Origin of the sequence: Kineosporia sp. NBRC 101677, from assembly GCF_030269265.1 — a bacterium.
Classification (GTDB): domain Bacteria; phylum Actinomycetota; class Actinomycetes; order Actinomycetales; family Kineosporiaceae; genus Kineosporia; species Kineosporia rhizophila.
Genome location: NZ_BSTA01000002.1, coordinates 99,050 through 118,189, shown reverse-complemented (window position 1 = coordinate 118,189; position 19,140 = coordinate 99,050). Strand labels below are relative to the sequence as shown.

Here is a 19,140-nt window from a genome sequence, read left to right as displayed (position 1 = left end):
GGGCCTACCAGCGGCTGTGCACCAGGGGACGGATGTCCTCGTCGTAGATCAGCCGGATCACGCCACGCACGTCGTCGCTCAGCTCGGGCAGCTGCGCGGCGGCGGCGTTGGCCCGGGCCTGCTCGGGTGAGCGGGCGCCGGGGATGACCACGCTGACCCCGGGCTGGTCGATGATCCAGCGCAGCGACGTCTGGGCGAGCGAGCCCTCGTCGTCCGGCAGCGCCTGCTGCAGGCGGCGGACCGCCCGCACCCCGGCCCGGAACGGCACCCCGGCGAAGGTCTCGCCGACGTCGAAGGCCTCACCGGAGCGGTTGTAGGTGCGGTGGTCGTCGTCGGCGAACACCGTCTCCTCGGTGTAGCGGCCGGACAGCAGGCCACTGGCCAGCGGCACCCGGGCGATGATGCCGACGCCGGCCGCCTCGGCCGCGGGCAGCACCTGCTCCAGCGGCTTCTGCCGCAGCGGGTTCAGGATGATCTGGACGGTGGCCACGTTCGGGCGGGCGATCGCGGTCATCGCCTCGGCGCAGGTCTCGACGCTGACCCCGTAGGCCGCGATCCGGCCCTTGGCGACCATCGAGTCGAGCGCGTCGTACACCTTGTCGTTGGAGTAGACCGGGGTCGGCGGGCAGTGCAGCTGCACCAGGTCGAGCGTGTCCACGCCGAGGTTGGACCGGCTGCGGTCCACCCAGGCCTTCATGTTGTCCTTGGTGAAGGTGGCGGGCTCGAACGGCTCGGCCCGGCGGCCCAGCTTCGTGGCCACGGTGAGCCCGGCGTCGGGCAGCTCCTTCAGGAGCTTGCCGATCACCTTCTCGCTGCGGCCGTCGCCGTAGACGTCTGCGGTGTCGATGAACGTCACGCCGGCCTCGACGGCGGCGTGCAGGGTGGCCAGCGCGTCCTGCGTGCTCACCGAACCCCAGTCGGCCCCCAGCTGCCACGCACCCAGGCCGACGACTCCCACGCTGCGGCCGGTCCGGCCCAGGGTTCGCTTTTCCATGATGCTGAACGATAGGCCCTCCGGGTCATACCGGCGCCAGGGGCATGAACCTGGCCATGACCTCGTCCATCGCCCCGACCAGGTAGTCGGCCGCGGTTGCATCGCCGGCGCAGTGGCGCAGCAGTGCCTGCTGGAACAGCCCGTCCATGATCCCGTAGGTGACCTCCGGGCCGAACGGCGGCGAGACGTCGGCCAACTCACCGATCCGCCGGGCCACCCGCCAGGTCATGTCGCACAGCCCGGCGTCGATCGCGGCCACGTCGGCCCGGAACGCCGGGTCGAACATCGACTGCGAGCGCAGGTCGTACCAGAGCCGGTGCAGATCGGCGTCCTGCACCATCGACTCGGCCATCGCCAGGGAGAATTCGTGACGCAACTGGGCGGCGGTGCTGGCCGTGGCGATGATCGAGTCGTAGCGGCGCATGCAGCGGGTCTTGTACTGCCGCACGCACTGGGTGATCAGATCGACCTTGTCGGCGAAGTAGTAATGCAGGACACCGTGGGAGAACTCGGAATTTTGGGCGATCTCGCGCAGACTGGTGCGCGCATATCCGAGTTCGGACAGCGTCTTCAGGGCGGCATCGGCGAGTTCGGACCGGCGCTGCTCGAATTTCGCCCCCCGGCCGCGGCCTTCCTGGCGTTTCGGCACCGCCACGCCGGCCGCTCCGGGCCGTTCCGTAGGCTCAGCCACAGTTTCCCCCGTGGGATCTCGTCGCGTTTCCATCCACCCGACATCCACCCGTCTTCCCGCACCCTAACGGCGTAGCGACAATGCGTCTCGCCGTCCGGTAAGCCGTTTCCACCAGCAGCGGACCGCGACTTGGGAGGCTTTCACCCATACTTCCGGCCCCGGTGATCGCTGAATTCCCGGCATTCACGGTGCGGCCACCGAGCCGGATATCGGCGAAAGCTGCTCACCGAGAGGTGAAAGCAACCGGGCGAGGAATGAGTCCGGAATTTCTGGACAAGTGTCCAGAGAGATTCTTGACAATCGTCCAGGTCGACCTATGATGTGATCCGGATCACCAGGCGTTTCCGGCTCCTTCGACTCGTCCCCATCACGGCTCCGGGTGTTCGCAGCGGCGAGGCGCCCGATACGGGGGGTGGCGGTGCCGGCGCGGCCGCGCCGGTACCGCCACGATCACGCCGGAATTTACCGGTGTGTGCCGATCCCCGGTCTAAAATCGGCCCATGCCCGATGCTCTCGCCGACTATCTGCTGTTCCTGGCGCAGGGCGTGACCGTGGTCGTCCTCCTGGTCGCCCTGATCCTGGCCGTGACCCGGTTCGCCACGCCCCGCAGGCCTGCCTCCCGGCTGCGGGTGAAGAACGTGAACGACCACTACGACCGGCTGCGCGACAAGCTGGCCGAGGCGGTCCTGACCAAGAGCGAGCTGAAGGCCCGGCGCCAGGCCGCCAAGGCGGTGCGCCGGATCCCGGGCCGGCCCCGGGTGTTCGTCCTCGACTTCACCGGCGACCTGAGAGCGTCCCGGGTCGGCAACCTGCGCGAGGAGATCACCGCGGTCCTCGGTCTGGCCACCCCGTCCGACGAGGTCGTCGTGCGGCTGACCAACCCCGGCGGCACCGTCAACGACCAGGGCCTGGCCGCCTCGCAGCTGCAGCGCGTGCGGCAACGCGACATCCCGCTCACGGTCTGCGTCGACACCGTCGCGGCCTCGGGCGGCTACATGATGGCCTGCGTGGCCAACCGGATCGTGGCCGCCCCGTTCGCGATCGTCGGCTCGATCGGCGTGATCTCCGCCCTGCCCAACTTCAACCGCCTTCTCGACCGGCTGGGCGTGGACTACGAGCAGTTCACCGGCGGCGAGTTCAAGCGCACGGTGACCATGTTCGGCCGCAACACCGACGCCGACCGGGCCAAGGCCGGTGAGCAGGTCGCCGAGATCCACGAGCTGTTCAAGGATTTCGTCCACCGGCAGCGCCCGCAGGTCGACCTCGAACGGGTGGCCACCGGCGAGTACTGGTACGGCAGCGACGCTCTCGGGCTGAACCTGGTCGACGAGCTGAGCACCAGCGACGACTACCTGCTGCAGGCTCGCGAGCGCGGCGACCTCTTCCAGGTGAGCTACACCGTGCCGCTGTCCCGGATCCGCCGCCTGAGCCAGACCGCCACCGGCCAGGTCATGAAAGGGTTCGGGTACTGATGCACGATTCGGACACCACCTACGAGGCCGGGACGCCAGTGACGCAGAGAACCGACGACCTGCACCGCCGCGAGAACCGTAGGCGGGTGGCCATCGCGGTCACCACCTTCGTACTGGTTGCTCTGATGGCCGGTGGAGCCACCGCCTGGCTGACCCGGCCGGAGACTCAGGACACCGCCGCCCCCGCGGGCATCAGTACCACTTCACCTGCCCCCACCACGTCCACCGAACCCGCCCCCAGCGAGTCGGCCACTGCCGCGCCGACCACGGGCAAGGAGGAACTGCCCAACCAGAAGTCCGACAAGCTGAACGACACTGAAGGCGCCCAGTACTGGATCTGGGCCCCGCCGACGGCCGAGGGCAAGCGCATGCTGACCGTCGAGACCGACGGCACGCTCAGCCTGTCCCGGTCGAACAAGGCGGCGGACAAGGACGACTGGCTGAACTTCCGCGGAGAGCTCGCTCTGCTTCCGGTGGGCTGGAACCAGTATCAGATCATGAGCGTGCGCGACAGCGAGGAGGCCGACGCCTTCTGCGTCACCGTCCTGCAGGCCGGTTTCGCCCTCGAGGCCTGCGACGACGGCGACGAGAAGCAGGCTTTCGCCGTCGTGGAGGCCAAGGGCGGTTACACCTTCGAGTACCAGGAGGAGTCGCGGTACCTGATGGCCGACGGGCGGGAGATCACCTGGACCGACTCCCGCGACGAGGCCACTGTCTTCGCGCTGGAGGGGGCCTCCGGCTGAGCCGGGTTCAGTCCGCGACGAGTTCGACCTCGAACCCGGCGCCGTTCTCCAGATAGCCCGCGTAGTGCTGGGGGCCGCCGGCGAAGGGGTACTTCTCTTCGAAGAGTGGCCTCCAGCCTCGTTCCGGCGCCTGGGTCATCAGCCGGTCGAGCTGCTCCCGGGGGCCGGCCCGAAAAGCCAGATGGTTCAGGCCCGGCCGGAGCCGCTCGTGCTGTTCGGCGGCAAGGGCCTTGCTCTGCTCCACCACCAGGTAGGTGCCCTCGAGCTTCCAGCTGCAGCCGGCCGGCCAGTCCTGGAACTGCTCGTAGCCCAGTTCCCCCAGCAGCCAGCCCCATTCGTGCCGGGCCGAAGTCAGATCGGCGACCCACAGCTCGACGTGGTGCAGAGATCCCCGGTTTGCCATCCCCCTACTCTGCCCGAAATTGAGGACGCCGGTGGGCACCCAGGTGCCCACCGGCGTCCTCAGATCTGCGGTTCAGTCGGAGGAACTACCCAGACCCTTCTTGATCAGGTCCATCACGGTGGAGTCGGCCAGCGTGGTCACGTCGCCCACCGCGCGGTTCTCGGCGACGTCCTGCAACAGCCGGCGCATGATCTTGCCCGAGCGGGTCTTCGGCAGTTCGGCCACCACCATCACCTGCCGGGGCTTGGCGATCGGCCCGATCTCCTTGGCCACGTGATTGCGCAACTCGGTGATCACGGCCTCGGCCTGGGACTCGTCGTAACCCGCGTCACCGCGCAGGATCACGAACGCACACACCGCCTGGCCGGTGGTCTCGTCGGCCGCCCCGACCACCGCGGCCTCGGCCACCTTGGGGTGCGAGACCAGGGCGGACTCGATCTCGGTGGTCGAGAGCCGGTGCCCGGACACGTTCATCACGTCGTCCACCCGGCCGAGCAGCCAGACGTCGCCGTCCTCGTCCTTCTTCGCGCCGTCGCCGGCGAAGTAGAGGCCGTCGAAGCGCGACCAGTAGGTGTCCTTGTAGCGCTCCGGGTCGCCCCAGATACCGCGCAGCATGGACGGCCACGGCTCGGTGAGCACCAGGTAGCCGCCGGAGCCGTTGGGCACCGGGTTGGCGTCGTTGTCGACCACGTCCACCGAGATGCCGGGCAGCGGGACCTGGGCCGAACCGGGCTTGGCGGTGGTGACCCCGGGCAGCGGGCTGATCATGATGGCGCCGGTCTCGGTCTGCCACCAGGTGTCCACGATCGGGGTGCGGTCGCCGCCGATGTGCTTGCGGTACCAGACCCAGGCCTCGGGGTTGATCGGCTCACCGACCGAGCCCAGCACGCGCAGGCTGGACAGGTCGAACGAGGCGGGGATGTCGTCGCCCCACTTCATGAACGTCCGGATCGCGGTGGGCGCGGTGTAGAGCTGGGTGATCCGGTACTTCTGCACGATCTCCCAGAACCGGCCCTTGTGCGGGGTGTCCGGGGTGCCCTCGTAGATCACCTGGGAGGCGCCGTTGGCCAGCGGGCCGTAGACGATGTAGCTGTGCCCGGTGACCCAGCCGATGTCGGCCGTGCACCAGTAGATGTCCTTCTCCGGCCGCAGGTCGAACACGTTGCGGTGGGTGTACGCGGTCTGGGTCAGGTAGCCGCCGGAGGTGTGCAGGATCCCCTTCGGCTTACCGGTCGTGCCGCTGGTGTAGAGGATGAACAGCGGGTGCTCGGCGTCGAAGGCCTGCGGCTCGTGCACGTCGGAGGCGCTGTCCACGACGTCGTGCCACCAGACGTCCTTCTCGTCGTTCCACTCCACGTCCTGCTTGGTGCGCTGGACCACCAGCACCTTCTGCACCGACGGGGTGTTCACCACCGCGGCGTCCACGGCGGGCTTGAGCGCCGAGGGGTTGCCCCGGCGGTAGCCGCCGTCCGCGGTGATGACGACCTTGGCGTCCGCGTCGTCGATCCGGCTGCGCAGGGCCTCGGCCGAGAAGCCACCGAAGACCACCGAGTGCGCGGCCCCGATCCGGGCGCAGGCCAGCATCGAGATCACCGCCTCGGGAATCATCGGCAGGTAGATCGCCACCCGGTCGCCCGCTTCGACCCCGAGCCCGGTGAGCGCGTTGGCCGCCTTGGAGACCTCGCGCTGCAGCTCGGCGTAGGTGATCTCGCGGGTGTCGCCCGGCTCGCCCTCGAAGTACAGCGCCACCCGCTCGCCGTTGCCCGCCTCGACGTGCCGGTCCACGCAGTTGTAGGCCACGTTCAGGGTGCCGCCGACGAACCACTTGGCGAACGGCGCGTCCGACCAGTCCAGGGTCTGCGTCCACGGGGTGGCCCAGGTGAGCGCGCGGGCCTGCTCCTCCCAGAACGCCAGCCGGTCCTGCTTCGCCGCTTCGTACAACTCGGGCTGCGCCAGCGCCGCGTCGGCGAACGCCTTCTCCGGCGGGAACCGCCGTTCCTCGTGCAGCAGGTTCGACAGGGTCTCGTCCGTCATCGGATCCCCTCTTCGCATGAGGCTCGTGTGGTCGTGATCACCCTGACATTAATAGTCAGCGGCCGGTGGCGACATGCCACGGGACAGGTCGCCCTGGCTGAGGGCCTGACCTGTCCCGTCGCACACCTTGTCCAGTTCGCCGTTCGGCCAGACGGCACTACCGCTCGGCCCGCCGGGAGCACCGTTGGTGGATCGGCGGGGCCGTTGGCCTCTTCCTCGTCTGCTCAGCCCACGTCGGCGATCCGGCTGCGGGTGACGGGCTCGGCACTGCGCCGGGGCGGCTCACCGGCCGTACCGGCCAGCAGCACCTCCCGCACGTGCCGGCCCTGGCGCCGGCTGACCTGCAGCGTGCGCCCACGCAGCCGTACCCGCATCCGCCCGCCCACCGTGCGTACCTCGTCCACGTGCGGCAGCGCGACCATCGTGCTGCGGTGGATCCGCAGGAAGCCGTAGGGCTCCCAGCGTTCCTCGAGGGTGCTCAGCGGAACCCGGATGAGATGACTGCCGGTGGCCGTGTGCAGGCGCGCGTAGTCGCCCTGGGCCTGCACGAACAGGATCTGCGAACGCCGGATGAACCGGGTCACCCCCGCCAGTTCCACCGCGATGGTCTCGTCGGTGCAGGCCGCGACCGTGCGCCGCACCGCCTCGGCCAGCCGCTCGGCGGTGACCGGCTTGTCCACGTACTCGACCGAGTCCAGCTCGAACGAGCGCGGCGGATGCTGCCGGGCGGGCACGGTGAACACCAGGTGCGGGTGCCGGTCGATCCGCGCCAGGGCGCGGGCCAGGTGCGGCCCGTCCAGCCCGGGCGTGGACACGTCGCACACCAGGAGGTCGACCGGGTCGTCGCGCAGGATCTGCAGCGCACCCGCGCGATTGCGCGTGGTGCGGACCGCACTGATCCGCGGGTCGGCCCGGAAGAACTGCGTCATCCGGGCGAGAGCCGCTCCGTCGGGATCCACGATCAGGGCCCGAAGCGGAGCCGGGTCGGGCGCATGAGTCCATCGCGGACTCGTTCGCGCTCGACCGATAACCGTCACATTTCCAGGCGCCGTTGCCATACGTCCCAGAGTAGGGACGCACAGTGCGCCTGTGAACCTATGAATTCCCACAAGTCACGCACAGAGCCCTTTGAGTTTCGGAGCGCACTCTCGGGACATGAGCGCTCCGACCAGCACGGACCTGCCCGAACTTTTCCGCCGCCCGCGGATAGGTGCAGGTCAGAGGCCTGGCATGGTGGTCCAGCTGATCCGCTTCGCCGGGGTGGGGGTGCTCAGCACGCTCGCCTACTCGGCGCTCTACCTGATCCTGCGCAGCTTCCTGGGATCTTTCGCCGCCAACACCCTGGCCCTGCTGATCACTGCGGTGGCCAACACCGCGGTCAACCGCCGGCTCACCTTCGGGGTGCGGGGCAACGCCGGCCTGGCCGGGGACCACGCGGTCGGGCTGCTGGCCTTCGGCGTGGGGCTGTTGCTGACCAACGGCTCGCTGGCCGTCGTGCACTGGGCCGGGGTGGAGGCGCACTGGGTGGAGGTGGTGGTGCTGACGGTGGCCAATGCGGTCGCGACGGTGCTGCGGTTCATCCTGCTCCGACTGCGGCTGAGGGCTCTGCCCCAGGGCAGGACCTAGGCTCGCGCCGTGACTATGTTGGCGCAGAGCCTGGCCGCGCTGGAGAACCTCCCCGGAGTCGCTGCGGCCGTACAGTCGGCCCGCACGGCGTGCACCGAGATCCGCTGGCACAACGCCCTGCGCCGCCGTTCCGCCGAGGCCCGGGCCGAGGCCACCGTGCGCTCGGCCCGTAACTCCGCCGCCTTGGAGGGGGCGCGCTATCCGGTCGACCTGATCCGCGACGCCGCCCGTGGGGCCTCAGGGCTACCTGAAGACGCTTCTGGTCACCTTGCTCAGGCCGCTGTCCGGGTCTATTCGGAGGCGGCTCAGGTGGAGAAGTCGCTCTCCTCGGCGCCGGCCCAGGCGCTGGCCCGGTTGCACCTGGCCGCCGCGGGCGGGCTGATCCCCGCCGATCAGGTGGGGCGGCCCCGTCAGGGCGCGGAACTGCCGGGCGACGGGATCGGCGAACCGGAGAGCGCCCCGGTGGGCGCGGCCCTGGGAGCCCGGCTGAACGGCATCACCGATCTGCTGTCGGCCCCACCCGCGGCCCCGGCTCTGGTGGTGGCCGCCCTCGTGCACGCCGAGATCCTCACCGCCCGGCCGTTCGTGGCGGGCAACGGTCTGGTCGCCCGCGCCGCTGCGCACGCCGTGATCGTCGGGCGGGGGCTGGATCCGATGGGCGTGGTGGTGTGGGAGGCGGCTCACCTCGACGCCGGTCCCGGCTACCACCGGCGGTTGCAGGCCTACACCTCGGGCCAAGCCGATGCGGTGGCGGACTGGCTGATCCACTGCGCGGAGGCGGTGGTGGAGGGGGCCGGCGAGGGCCGGGCGGTCTGCGACGCGGTGACGATGGGACGAGTCACCGGCTGATTTGTTGGTCTAGCGGCCGATTTTCGCCGAGTTACCCCGTCCGTTGTTTTGATCTGGATCGAAAACCCCCGCCCGAACAGCCTAATCGGAGGACCCTTCGGAGTGCCGTTCGTCGCACGAATGGCCGCTACCTTCTGGTAGCCCCATGACGGGAAGACTTTTCCGGAGTAGACATGGGTTCACGGTTTCAGAGGCCGGGAACCACCGGCCGAGAAGCCTTCCGGACCGCACGGTCCGCCGGTACCCACACGCGATCAGTCCACGTGAGGACCCGCTCGGACGGGCTTGCACCGCTCCAGCGAAATGGTATCTGCGCGCTTGATAGCCGCGAACCGTGCATCGGGTGGCGGCGCCCGGCTGCGGGGCGCCGCCACCCATCACAACTCCATCCTGAATCCCCGAAACCGGTTGCGCCGTCTTGCGAATCGAGGTGAGTCAGCGAAAGTTGTCACTGGGGAGACGGGTTCACCTACTCCGGCCGGGAGGCCGCTCGGCGAGACCGGGCGAACTCCCGGCCGGAGGACTGTCGGCCCGCATGGTTACGGCGACTGGCGTACCAGACCAGACCGGCTGCCGCGCTCGCCCCGGCACCGAGCGCAGCCGTACGAGCAGCCGCCTGGGCCGGGAACTTCGGGCGCAGGCTGACCGGCCGGCTGAAGTCCTGCACCAGCCAGCCCCGCGTCTGCGCCTCACGCCGCAGCGCCTTGTCCGGATTCACCGCCACGGGATGACCGACGGCCTGGAGCATCGGCAGATCGGTGACCGAGTCGCTGTAGGCATAGCACCGCTCGAGCCGGTAGCCCCGCTCGACGGCCATCCGGCGCATCGCCGCGGCCTTGTTCTCACCGTAGGCGTAGTACTCGATGGTGCCGGTGTAGCGACCCTCGTCGATCCCCATCCGGGTGGCGATGACGTGGTCGGCCCCGAGCATCGCCCCGATCGGCTCGACCAGCTCCACCCCCGAGGCGGAGACGATGACCACGTCGCGGCCGGCTTCGTGGTGCTCGGCGATCAGCGCGGTCGCCTCCTCGTAGACGATCGGCACGATCAGCTCGGACAGCGTGGTGGCGACGATGTCACTGACCTGCTGCACCTCCCAGCCGATGACCATGCGGGAGACCTGCTGGCGCATCCGTTCCATCTGGGTGTGATCAGCGCCACTGGCGTGGTAGAGGAAGTGCACGTAGGCACTGCGCAGCATCGCCGAGCGACTGAGCAGGCCGTTGGTGTGGAAGGGCCGGGAGAAGGCCATCGTGCTGGACCTGGCGATGACGGTCTTGTCCAGGTCGAAGAACGCCGCCTCACGATCCCGGCCCGCAGGCTCCCCACCCATGGCGCCAGGATAGGCGCAGCTCAAGATCACTCGCAGTGCCCGGCCGGAAGCTCAGGGCGAGAAATTGAGGACGATCGGGGGCGCCTACCGGTCATAATGGAGGCGAACCCGGTCGGTGACGTTGTGTGATTGATCGCTCGCAGTTTTCTCTTGGGCTGTGACGCAAAGTACTTAGAGGTCAACGGAACCCTCTTCCCCCTGTCCAATTCCTGTGCAGTTGCCGCCGTCCGGTGGCGTAGGTGTTGCACCAGACGCCACGGGGGGTACAGACTGACGTAGCCGGCTTAATTGCCGTGCCCGCCCGGTCCGACTCCTCCCCCCCGAGCCGGACCGGCCAGACGGCCCCCGCTCCCCCCCAGCGGGGGCCGTCGCCTTTTGCCGCCCGGCTTCTGCTGGTTCTCCACAGGTCGGCACGAGGCGGGGTTTGTCCACAGGCGGGGTCCGGCCGGCCCTGAGCCAGGCCCTGAGGGCCGAGCCTGGCTCCCATGGTCCTGATCTGGGTGCTGCTGCTGACCGCTGAGCCGCTGCTGACCTCGGTGGTGGAACGGCTGGCCGGGGCGCAGGGGGTGCGCGTCGTCCCCTCGGTCCCGGGGTCGGCGCCCGGTCCGCCCGCGCTCGTCCTGGTCGGGGCCGATCACGACGTGAGCCAGGGCCTGCCCGCGCTCGCCTCCGGCGTTCCCCGTCTGCTGCTGGCCACCGGTGATCCGGACGAGCGGCTCTGGCGGGGCGCCCGCGACCTGCGGGCCGAACAGGTGGTGCTGCTTCCGGAGGGCGAGCACCGGCTTCAGGAGCGGCTGGCCAGGCTCGGTGAAGCCCGGCGAGGGGCACGGACGGTCGGGGTGATCGGCGGCTGCGGTGGGGCCGGGGCGAGCGTCCTGGCGGCTGCCCTGGCCCGGACGGCGGCTATCACGGGCCCGGCCCTGCTGATCGAGATGGACCAGGCCGGCGGCGGGGCCGACCTGTTGCTCGGAGCGGAGGACGAGCCGGGGCTGCGCTGGCCCGATCTGGGCTCGGCCCGCGGTCGGCTGCTGCCCGGCAGCCTCTCCGGATCGCTGCCGCTCATCGACGGGCTGCACGTGCTCGCCGCGGTCCGGTCCGGCCCGGTCACCGAGCTGTCGGCCCCGGCCGTCGGCGCCGTTCTGGAGGCCGCCCGGGCCGAGTTCGGCACGGTGGTGCTCGACCTTCCCCGGCACCTCGACGAGGCCACCAGCGCCGCTGTGCGGGCCCTGGGGTGCTGCCTGGTTCTGGTACCGGCGGCGGTGCGGGCGGTGGCCTCAGCGCAGCGTCTGACCGCCGGTCTGCGCCCTCTGGTCGGCGATCTGCGAGCCGTGGTTCGCGGGCCCACTGCGGCCGGGCTCGGCCCCTCCGGCATCTGCGCTGCCCTCGGTCTGCCCTCGGCCGGTCTGCTGAGGGTCGAGCCCGGGCTGAAGGCCGGTCTCGACCGCGGTGAGCCGCCCGGTCTGCGGGCCCGGGGGCCGCTCGCCCGGTTCTGCCGCGACCTGCTGGAGCGGGAGCTGGCCGGTGTCCGCGGATGAGCGATCCGGAGGTGGTGCTGGCAGCCGTTGTCTCCCGGCTGCGCGGGGGTCTGGCCGGACACCGGCGCCCGGGCCGAGAGGAGCTGGCGGCGATGGTGGCGGCCACGTCGGCCGGGCTCGGGCAGGTGCTGGGCCACGAGGACGTGCTGGCCGCGACCGAGCGGATCTCGGCCGAGCTGTGGGGTCTGGGGCCGCTCCAGCCGTTGCTGGAACTGCCCGGGGTCACCGATGTTCTGGTGAACGGCCCCGGCGAGATCTGGGTGGACCAGGGCGAGGGGCTGAAGCGCCTGCCCTGCCCGGCCGGCCTCCGGGACGAGGTGTCGGTGCGCGCACTGGCCACCCGTCTCGCTTCGGCCGGCGGTCGGCGCCTGGACGATGCCGCTCCCTATGCCGACGCCCGTCTCGAAGGAGGCATCCGGCTGCACGCGGTCATCCCTCCGGTGGCCCCCACCGGCACGCTGATCTCGCTCCGGGTTCTCCGCCAGGTGCCGCTCCCGCTCGAGACTCTGGTCAGTACCGGGTCGGTACCGCCCGGCTGGGCCGCGGTGCTGCACGCGATGGTGACCGCTCGCGCCGCCTTCCTGGTCAGCGGGGGCACCGGAGCGGGCAAAACCACCCTCCTGGCTTCGTTGCTCTCGCTGGTACCGGCCTCCGAACGGATCGTCCTGGTGGAGGACGTCGGCGAGCTGCGCCCGGCCCATCCGCACCTGGTCCGGCTGGAAGCCCGGCACGCCAACGTGGAGGGCGCCGGCGCAGTCGGGCTGGAAGTGCTGGTGCGCCAGGCGCTTCGCATGCGCCCCGACCGGGTGGTGGTCGGCGAGTGCCGGGGCGCAGAGGTACGGGAGCTGCTGTCCGCGCTGAACACCGGACACGCGGGTGGGTGCGGCACCGTGCACGCGAACGCCCCCGCCGACGTCCCGGCCCGCCTGGAGGCTCTCGGCGCCCTGGCCGGGCTTTCTGCCGACGCGGTGCGGGCGCAGGCAGCGGCCGCGCTCGACGCAGTGGTGCACGTCGAACGACGTGCAGGCCGACGCCGGGTCATGCAGATCGCGATCGCCCGACGTGGAGAACGAGGTGAGCTCACCATGCTGCCTGCGCTGACGGCCGATCCCCGGGATCCGGGATCGAACGGCGTGACGGGAGCGGGCTGGGCGGAGCTCGCGGATCGACTGGAGGCGACATGACCCGCCCCAGGCCGTCCTTCACCCAGGGCCCACTCAGGCGACTCGAAAGCCATTGTGGTGCGCTCCCTCCCGCCTCCGTACGAGGCGAGCTGACACTGGGACGGGACGATGCCGCGCAGTTGTGCGGGCGAGTTTCGGCCTTGTCCCGGGCCGGCGTGCCGCCGGCCCGCACCTGGGAAGTGCTCGCGACCGGGCGTGGACCTGGTGCGCGGATGGCGGAAACCGTTGCCGGAATGCTTGAGATGGGCGGAACCACCGCCGAAGGGCTGAGACTCGCCGCTGCCGACTGCGAGGGGCCAGGGGTGGAAGCGCTCGAGTGGCTGGCGGCCACCGCCGAGGTGGTCCGCCGATCGGGCGCACCGGCCGCATCCATCTTCGACGGCATCGGGGCCGGTCTCCTGGCCCAGATCGCCGAGTCGGACGAGCAGGAGGTGGCCCTGGCCGGCCCTCGCACCACCGCACGGGTACTGGCGGCACTGCCGCTCATCGGCCTGCTGCTAGGCGCCGTGCTGGGCGTGAATCCCCTGGAAGTTCTCCTGGGAACCGGGATTGGGGTGGTGTGTTTGCTCGCCGGGTCGGCCTTTTGGTGGGCCGGTCACTGGTGGACGGCGCGCCTCGTGCGTAACGTTGCCGCGAGCACATCGTGAACCGGCGGGTCACCCGGGCCACGCGCCCGCACCGCCGACCGGTCCGGCCCGAAGGCCGGCGGCCGGCCTCGGCCATGCCCGGCCCATTGGTGCTGGATCTGATCGCTTCGCTGATCGAGAGCGGGGCACCTCCGGCCGTGGCGCTGCGCGACGCGGGATCCGTTCTGGCCGACCTGGACGACCCCCGCGGCGAAACTCTTCTGCGTCTCGGCGACCTGGTGCACGCGCCGCTGATCGATCCGGACAGTCCTGAGACCGACCACACCACGGCCGCTCTCACCGAGGCCCTGACCCTGGCCGCACGTTCCGGCCTGCCACCCTCGGCCCTGATCCGGCGAGCAGCCGCCGAGGAACGCCGCCGCCAGGCCGCAGCCCGAGCCGTGGCGATCCACCGCCTCGAGGTGCTCCTGGTCATCCCCGGAGCGGTCTGCCTGCTCCCGGCGTTCGTGCTGCTGGGGATCGTTCCCCTGGTGATCCGGCTGTTCTCCGGATGAGGCCGGACTTTCCACAGTCGGCAGGACCTGGCTTCTGTCCACAGGCAACGCTTTTCACAGGCAACCCCGATCCCCCTTCCAGCAGTCTGGAACCAGGACGCCGACGGGGCGTACCGGTCACAGGAGGGGACGATCATGACGAAGAGGCTTTACACGAGGGCGGTCCCGGCCGTCCGGCAGCGGCTGCACGAGGTGGCGCGCCGGGTCCGGCAGGCCGGCGAGGCCGGCGCCAGCACGGCCGAGTACGCGATGACCATGCTGGTCGCCTGCGGCTTCGCCGGGGTGCTGCTGAGCATCGTGCGCAGCAGTCCGGTCAAGAGCCTGCTGGTCGGCATCATCAAGAAGGCGCTGAGTCTCGCATGACCAGCCTGGAGGGCCGGGGCAGCTCCGTGGAGCCTGCCCCGGTCCGGCCGGGCCCCCGCCGGAACGGACCGGTGGGTGGAACCGGCTCACGCCCTCGGCCTTTGCCTCTGCACCGCGAACGAGGTGTGGTCACCGCCGAAACCGCCTTGGCCATACCGGTCGTGGTGCTCCTCCTGGCCACCCTGCTGGCCGCGGCCACGGCCGGCCTGGCCCAGCTCCAGTGCATCGACGCGGCCCGGGCCGGCGCCCGCGCCGCCGCCCGTCACGACGATCCTCACGCCCCGGCCGCTGCCGAGGCCCCAGCGGGGGCCGAAGTTCGGGTGAGCAGCGCCGGCGACCTTGTGAAGGTTCAGGTCTTGGCCCAGCTGACTCTGCCCCTCCCCTGGCAACCCCGCATCGAAGTGCGCGCCGAGAGCACCGCCCAGACCGAGCCCAGCCCGCCTGGGGAAACGGCCAGATGAGAACAGCACAAGGTGGGCGACGAGCCGTCGGATCGTGTTTGGAACGTCTGTGCCTCCTGCGCCGGTCCGGGGTGAGGGCTCCATGACGGTGCCGGTCATGCGGATGTCGACTTTGCCGACGCCGCCGCGGTGGGCTGGGCACCCGGGTGTTGGGCCACGCCGGGGGGCCTGCCCGGTGCGCGACCGGGGCTCGGGGACCGTCTTGATGCTGGGGCTGGTGGGGGTGGCCGTGGTGCTCGCGGTCACGACTCTGGGCGTGGGTGCTGCCCTGGCCGCTCGTCACCGGGCTGCGGCCGCCGCTGACCTGGCCGCTCTGGCCGCGATCGACTCGGGCCGGCGCTGCTCCGGCGCCGCCCAGGTCGCCGCGATCAACGGTGCCCGGCTGGCGAGCTGTGAATTCGCGGCCGACGGTTCGGTGGCCGTGTCCGTCCTGGTCGAGGTGCCCGGACTCGCCGCGGATGTCTTCAGCGAAGCCCGAGCAGGCCCCGGACCTGCACAGATACCGGACGTTGGGGCTTTTCCGGAGAGAAGAACGTAGGGCGGGGCGGGCGCGCCGGGGTGAGGGAATCGCGCTTGTCCGCCAAATTGGTGACACGCAGTGGGCGGTGTGGGCCATTGGAGTGACCGTCAGATGATTGAATGCCGGAGGCACGCCCATGGCTAGGGCACCACACAAGGTTCGAGCAGCTCGATACGGACACAGGACTTCCCGGGGAGGCGATGTGGAGCTCACAGTGGCGACACGGCGCGAAGGTGTCCAGACGGTCATCAGCGTGGCCGGCGAGATCGACGTGTACACCGCCCCCACCCTGCGGGAGCGTCTGAACGAACTGGTCGCCGAGGGCGAGTACCACCTGGTCGTGGACATGGCCGGGGTGGACTTCCTCGACTCGACCGGGCTCGGCGTCCTGGTCGGCGGGCTCAAGCGGGCCCGCTCGCACGAGGGCTCGCTGCAGCTGGTCTGCGACCAGGAGAAGATCCTCAAGGTCTTCCGGATCACCGGCCTGACCAAGGTCTTCCCGATCCACGCCTCGCTCGCGGGGGCGCTCACCGGCGCGGACCAGGACCCGCCGGTGACGATCCACCTGGACGGCTCCTCGGAGAAGACGCTCGACGGCACCTCCGAGGGGGAGTCCTTCAGAGGCACGCCATAACCAGGACCGGGCCCCAACCGTCGGCGACCGGTGTCGAGCTGCGGTTTCCACCGGCCGCCGAATACGTCCGCACGGCTCGCCTGGTCGCCGTGGCGGTGGCCCGGCGCGCCGGGCTGACCGAGCAACTGGAAGAACTGCGCCTGGCGGTCGGGGAGGCCTGCGCCCGGGCCGTACGGCGCTGCGCCGAGGCCGACTGCGACGAGCCCGTGACGATGCTGGTCGACGACACCGGCCCCGGTCTGGTGGTGCAGGTGACCGACGCGGCCAAGACCTCGGCCGGACCCGAGCCGGTGGTGCTGTCACTGCTCGAGGGACTCGCCGATCACCTCGAGGTGCGCCCGCACCAGGGCATTTCCGGCGCCCAGGTGCGTCTGGAGTGGTGGCCGTCGATCCCGCCCCACGGTGCCTCGGCGCCCGCTCCCCGAGATCCGGCGAGCTGAGAACGTCCATTGTTCGACCGTTGCGGCCGCGCACTTGAGTGACAGCAAAACGGACTAAACCACCCAAAGTGAAAAGAGCCACGCGCCGGAGGTTTGGTGGCGCGCGTCACAGTACATAGACTCCCCCGCGTGGGAACTCTCGCCGGTCATCCGGCGTCCCACGCACGCCAAGGCCCCGATTCGCCCTGTCGCCTGCACCTGTTCGACCCTTCCGCCCGCGACGGGTGAGGGGGTCGCGCCCGCGCACGTCGAGGAGGACGGATGCACTACGGCACTCTGGCTGCCACCACCACGGCAGATGTAAATCTCGAAGGCCGAAATCTGACACTGGTGGTCGTGGTCTTCGTGATCGCCCTCGTGGCGCTGGGGGTGGCCGCGGCATTCCGCCAGGCCGTCCTCGCCGCGCCGGACGGCTCACGAAGCATGGTCGAGATCGGCACCGCGGTACAGGAAGGGGCGGCGGCCTACCTACGCCGTCAGTTCCGGACGCTGGCCGCCTTCGTCGTCCTCGTCCTGGCAGTCCTCTTCCTCCTGCCCGGTGATGCGGACGTCCGTATCGGCCGGGGCATCTTCTTCGTGGTCGGGGCCCTGTTCTCGGCCGCGATCGGCTACCTGGGCATGTCCCTGGCGGTCCGGGCCAACGTCCGGGTCGCCGAAGCGGCCCGCAAGGGCGACCGCGACGAGGGCATGCGCCTGGCCTTCCGCACCGGTGGCTTCGTCGGCATGTGCACGGTCGGTCTCGGCCTGCTGGGCGCCTCGGCCGTGGTGCTCCTGTACGAGGGCGACGCCCCTTCCGTCCTGGAAGGTTTCGGTTTCGGCGCCGCCCTGCTGGCCATGTTCATGCGCGTCGGTGGCGGCATCTTCACCAAGGCCGCCGACGTCGGCGCCGACCTGGTCGGCAAGGTCGAGCAGGGGATCCCCGAGGACGACCCGCGCAACGCCGCCACCATCGCCGACAATGTCGGCGACAACGTGGGTGACTGCGCAGGCATGGCCGCCGACCTGTTCGAGTCCTACGCCGTGACCCTGGTCGCCGCCCTGATCCTGGGCAAGGCCGCCTTCGGCGTCGAAGGCCTGGTGTTCCCGCTGATCGTGCCTGCCCTGGGGGCCCTGACCGCCGTGCTCGGCGTCCTGATCACCCGCACCCGGCCGGGTGAGAGCGGCCTGGCCGCGATCAACCGCGGTTTCGGCATCTCCGCCGTGGTCTCGGCCGTGCTCTGCGCGATCGCCTCGTTCACCTACCTGCCCTCGTCCTTCGCCGACTTCACCGGGGCCGACTCCGTGGTGGCCAGGCTCGACGGCGACCCGCGGCTGATCTCCTTCGCCGCCGTCATGATCGGCATCGTGCTGGCCGGGGTGATCCTCTGGCTCACCGGCTACTACACCGGCACCGACAAGCGCCCGACCAAGGATGTGGCCGACACCACCACCACCGGGGCGGCTACCGTGGTGCTCTCCGGCATCGGCCTGGGTCTGGAGTCGGCGGTCTACACCACCGGCATCATCGCCGGGGCCGTGTTCCTCGCCTTCACCCTGGGCGGGGTCTCGATCTGGCTGTCGCTGTTCCTGATCGCGCTGGCCGGCTGCGGCCTGCTCACCACGGTCGGCGTCATCGTCGCGATGGACACCTTCGGCCCGGTCAGCGACAACGCCCAGGGCATCGCCGAGATGTCCGGTGACGTGGACGGTGAGGGCGCGCAGATCCTGACCGAACTGGACGCGGTGGGCAACACCACCAAGGCCATCACCAAGGGCATCGCGATCGCCACGGCCGTGCTCGCGGCAACCGCGCTGTTCGGTTCGTACACCGACGCCGTGCAGAAGGCCCTGGCCGACTCGGGTGCGGCCCTGGGTGACCTGCCCCGCAGCTTCGGGGTGGAGATCGTCCAGCCCAACACCCTGGTCGGGCTCATGCTCGGGGCAGCGGTCGTGTTCCTGTTCTCCGGGCTGGCGATCAACGCCGTCACCCGGGCGGCCGGGGCGATCGTGGTGGAGGTCAGGCGTCAGTTCCGCGACAACCCCGGGATCATGGACTATTCGGTCAAGCCGGACTACGGGAAGGTGGTCGACATCTGCACCCGCGACTCGCTGCGCGAGCTGGCCACCCCCGGCCTGCTGGCCGCTCTGGCCCCGGTCGCAGTCGGTTTCGGTCTGGGCATCGGCCCGCTGGCCGGCTACCTGGCCGGTGCGATCGGCGCCGGCGCCCTGATGGCCGTGTTCCTGGCCAACTCCGGTGGCGCCTGGGACAACGCGAAGAAGATCGTGGAAGACGGCCACCACGGCGGCAAGGGCTCCCCGGCCCATGCTGCGGCGGTGATCGGTGACACCGTCGGCGACCCGTTCAAGGACACGGCCGGCCCGTCGATCAACCCGCTGATCAAGGTGATGAACCTGGTCGCCGTGCTCATCGCTCCTGCGGTGGTGCAGCTCAGCGTGGGTGAAGACGCCTCCGCCGCACTGCGTTACACGATCACCGCGATCGCGGTGGCGATCATCGTGGCTGCCCTGGTGGTGACCAAGCGGCGCACCGTCGACTACGGCGACTCCGATGTGGGGACGTCGGCCCCGGTCACCTCTGGTCAGCCGGCCGCCGCCGTGGCCGGGTCACCGACCCAGCCGACGGCACCGGTGGCCACGACGGTGGACGTGGACGAGGGCACCACCTCGGCCCGGACCACCCCGTAACACCCGCTCCGACAGGCCGAACCGGCCGCGTG

19 protein-coding genes and 1 pseudogene are annotated in these 19,140 nt (G+C 70.5%); 14 read left to right on the top strand and 6 right to left on the bottom strand.

Going from position 1 to position 19,140, the window contains the following annotated elements; all coding sequences use genetic code 11:
• Window positions 1-4 precede the first annotated feature (4 nt).
• Together QSK18_RS06080 and QSK18_RS06075 are read right to left on the bottom strand one after the other, a co-directional pair.
• Window positions 5-994, bottom strand: coding sequence for an aldo/keto reductase (locus QSK18_RS06080; RefSeq protein WP_232810277.1), 990 nt, complete (start codon window positions 992-994; stop codon window positions 5-7).
• Window positions 995-1,019: 25 nt separating this feature from the next.
• Window positions 1,020-1,685 carry a TetR/AcrR family transcriptional regulator gene (locus QSK18_RS06075; protein ID WP_232810278.1) on the bottom strand — a complete coding sequence of 222 codons (666 nt, stop codon included), beginning with the start codon at window positions 1,683-1,685 and terminating at the stop codon, window positions 1,020-1,022.
• A 500-nt stretch (window positions 1,686-2,185) separates the two neighbouring features.
• On the opposite strand from QSK18_RS06075, the gene sohB reads away from it, so the two are divergent.
• Both sohB and QSK18_RS06065 read left to right on the top strand, forming a co-directional pair.
• Entirely contained in the window at window positions 2,186-3,157 is a 972-nt protein-coding gene (sohB, locus tag QSK18_RS06070; protein ID WP_232810279.1) for a protease SohB, read from the top strand.
• Window positions 3,157-3,900 carry a hypothetical protein gene (locus QSK18_RS06065; RefSeq protein WP_232810280.1) on the top strand — a complete coding sequence of 248 codons (744 nt, stop codon included), beginning with the start codon at window positions 3,157-3,159 and terminating at the stop codon, window positions 3,898-3,900. The genes sohB and QSK18_RS06065 overlap by 1 nt, the downstream gene beginning before the upstream one ends.
• Before the next feature lie 7 nt (window positions 3,901-3,907).
• Here QSK18_RS06065 and QSK18_RS06060 read toward each other — a convergent pair whose 3' ends face one another.
• The 3 genes from QSK18_RS06060 to QSK18_RS06050 all read right to left on the bottom strand — a co-directional run bounded on the left by QSK18_RS06060 (window position 3,908) and on the right by QSK18_RS06050 (window position 7,395).
• The gene (locus QSK18_RS06060; protein ID WP_285617045.1) at window positions 3,908-4,303 is read right to left on the bottom strand and encodes a VOC family protein; all 396 of its coding nucleotides are present in this window, start codon (window positions 4,301-4,303) and stop codon (window positions 3,908-3,910) included.
• 72 nt (window positions 4,304-4,375) lie between these two features.
• Window positions 4,376-6,337 (bottom strand): acetate--CoA ligase, encoded by a 1,962-nt coding sequence (gene acs / locus QSK18_RS06055; RefSeq protein WP_232810282.1) that lies wholly within the window; start codon window positions 6,335-6,337, stop codon window positions 4,376-4,378.
• 224 nt (window positions 6,338-6,561) lie between these two features.
• Window positions 6,562-7,395 (bottom strand): LytR/AlgR family response regulator transcription factor, encoded by an 834-nt coding sequence (locus QSK18_RS06050; protein ID WP_269809948.1) that lies wholly within the window; start codon window positions 7,393-7,395, stop codon window positions 6,562-6,564.
• A 97-nt stretch (window positions 7,396-7,492) separates the two neighbouring features.
• Here QSK18_RS06050 and QSK18_RS06045 point away from each other — a divergent pair, with 97 nt between their 5' ends.
• A complete protein-coding gene (locus QSK18_RS06045) occupies window positions 7,493-7,963 on the top strand; it encodes a GtrA family protein (RefSeq protein WP_285617041.1) in 471 nt (156 codons plus the stop codon).
• 9 nt (window positions 7,964-7,972) lie between these two features.
• Window positions 7,973-8,812 (top strand): Fic family protein, encoded by an 840-nt coding sequence (locus tag QSK18_RS06040; RefSeq protein WP_352396471.1) that lies wholly within the window; start codon window positions 7,973-7,975, stop codon window positions 8,810-8,812.
• A gap of 469 nt (window positions 8,813-9,281) precedes the next feature.
• Here the strand turns inward: QSK18_RS06040 and QSK18_RS06035 are convergent, their stop codons facing one another.
• Window positions 9,282-10,145, bottom strand: a complete 864-nt coding sequence (locus tag QSK18_RS06035) for an HAD family hydrolase (RefSeq protein ID WP_232810285.1) — start codon at window positions 10,143-10,145, stop codon at window positions 9,282-9,284.
• 485 nt (window positions 10,146-10,630) lie between these two features.
• Between QSK18_RS06035 and ssd the strand changes: the two genes are divergently transcribed.
• The 10 genes and pseudogenes from ssd to QSK18_RS05985 all read left to right on the top strand — a co-directional run bounded on the left by ssd (window position 10,631) and on the right by QSK18_RS05985 (window position 19,108).
• Window positions 10,631-11,680, top strand: coding sequence for a septum site-determining protein Ssd (gene ssd, locus QSK18_RS06030; protein ID WP_285617037.1), 1,050 nt, complete (start codon window positions 10,631-10,633; stop codon window positions 11,678-11,680).
• Complete coding sequence (locus QSK18_RS06025) at window positions 11,677-12,864, top strand: TadA family conjugal transfer-associated ATPase (RefSeq protein WP_285617035.1); 1,188 nt, start codon at window positions 11,677-11,679, stop codon at window positions 12,862-12,864. Before ssd ends, QSK18_RS06025 begins: the two co-directional genes overlap by 4 nt.
• A 212-nt stretch (window positions 12,865-13,076) precedes the next feature.
• Window positions 13,077-13,511, top strand: coding sequence for a type II secretion system F family protein (locus QSK18_RS06020; protein WP_285617033.1), 435 nt, complete (start codon window positions 13,077-13,079; stop codon window positions 13,509-13,511).
• Complete coding sequence (locus QSK18_RS06015) at window positions 13,508-14,005, top strand: hypothetical protein (RefSeq protein WP_285617032.1); 498 nt, start codon at window positions 13,508-13,510, stop codon at window positions 14,003-14,005. Before QSK18_RS06020 ends, QSK18_RS06015 begins: the two co-directional genes overlap by 4 nt.
• 135 nt (window positions 14,006-14,140) lie before the next feature.
• Window positions 14,141-14,368 (top strand): DUF4244 domain-containing protein, encoded by a 228-nt coding sequence (locus tag QSK18_RS06010; RefSeq protein ID WP_232810290.1) that lies wholly within the window; start codon window positions 14,141-14,143, stop codon window positions 14,366-14,368.
• A gap of 125 nt (window positions 14,369-14,493) precedes the next feature.
• Complete coding sequence (locus QSK18_RS06005; RefSeq protein ID WP_285617028.1) at window positions 14,494-14,829, top strand: TadE family type IV pilus minor pilin; 336 nt, start codon at window positions 14,494-14,496, stop codon at window positions 14,827-14,829.
• An 82-nt stretch (window positions 14,830-14,911) separates the two neighbouring features.
• A complete protein-coding gene (locus tag QSK18_RS06000; protein ID WP_352396470.1) occupies window positions 14,912-15,367 on the top strand; it encodes an Rv3654c family TadE-like protein in 456 nt (151 codons plus the stop codon).
• Between the two features lie 184 nt (window positions 15,368-15,551).
• A pseudogene (locus QSK18_RS05995) lies at window positions 15,552-15,890 on the top strand (STAS domain-containing protein); the annotation flags it as partial.
• A gap of 89 nt (window positions 15,891-15,979) precedes the next feature.
• Window positions 15,980-16,423: an ATP-binding protein gene (locus QSK18_RS05990; RefSeq protein WP_352396480.1), complete on the top strand. Its 444-nt coding sequence runs from the start codon at window positions 15,980-15,982 to the stop codon at window positions 16,421-16,423.
• Window positions 16,424-16,684: 261 nt separating this feature from the next.
• The gene (locus QSK18_RS05985; RefSeq protein WP_285617024.1) at window positions 16,685-19,108 is read left to right on the top strand and encodes a sodium-translocating pyrophosphatase; all 2,424 of its coding nucleotides are present in this window, start codon (window positions 16,685-16,687) and stop codon (window positions 19,106-19,108) included.
• The last annotated feature ends 32 nt before the right edge of the window (window positions 19,109-19,140 follow it).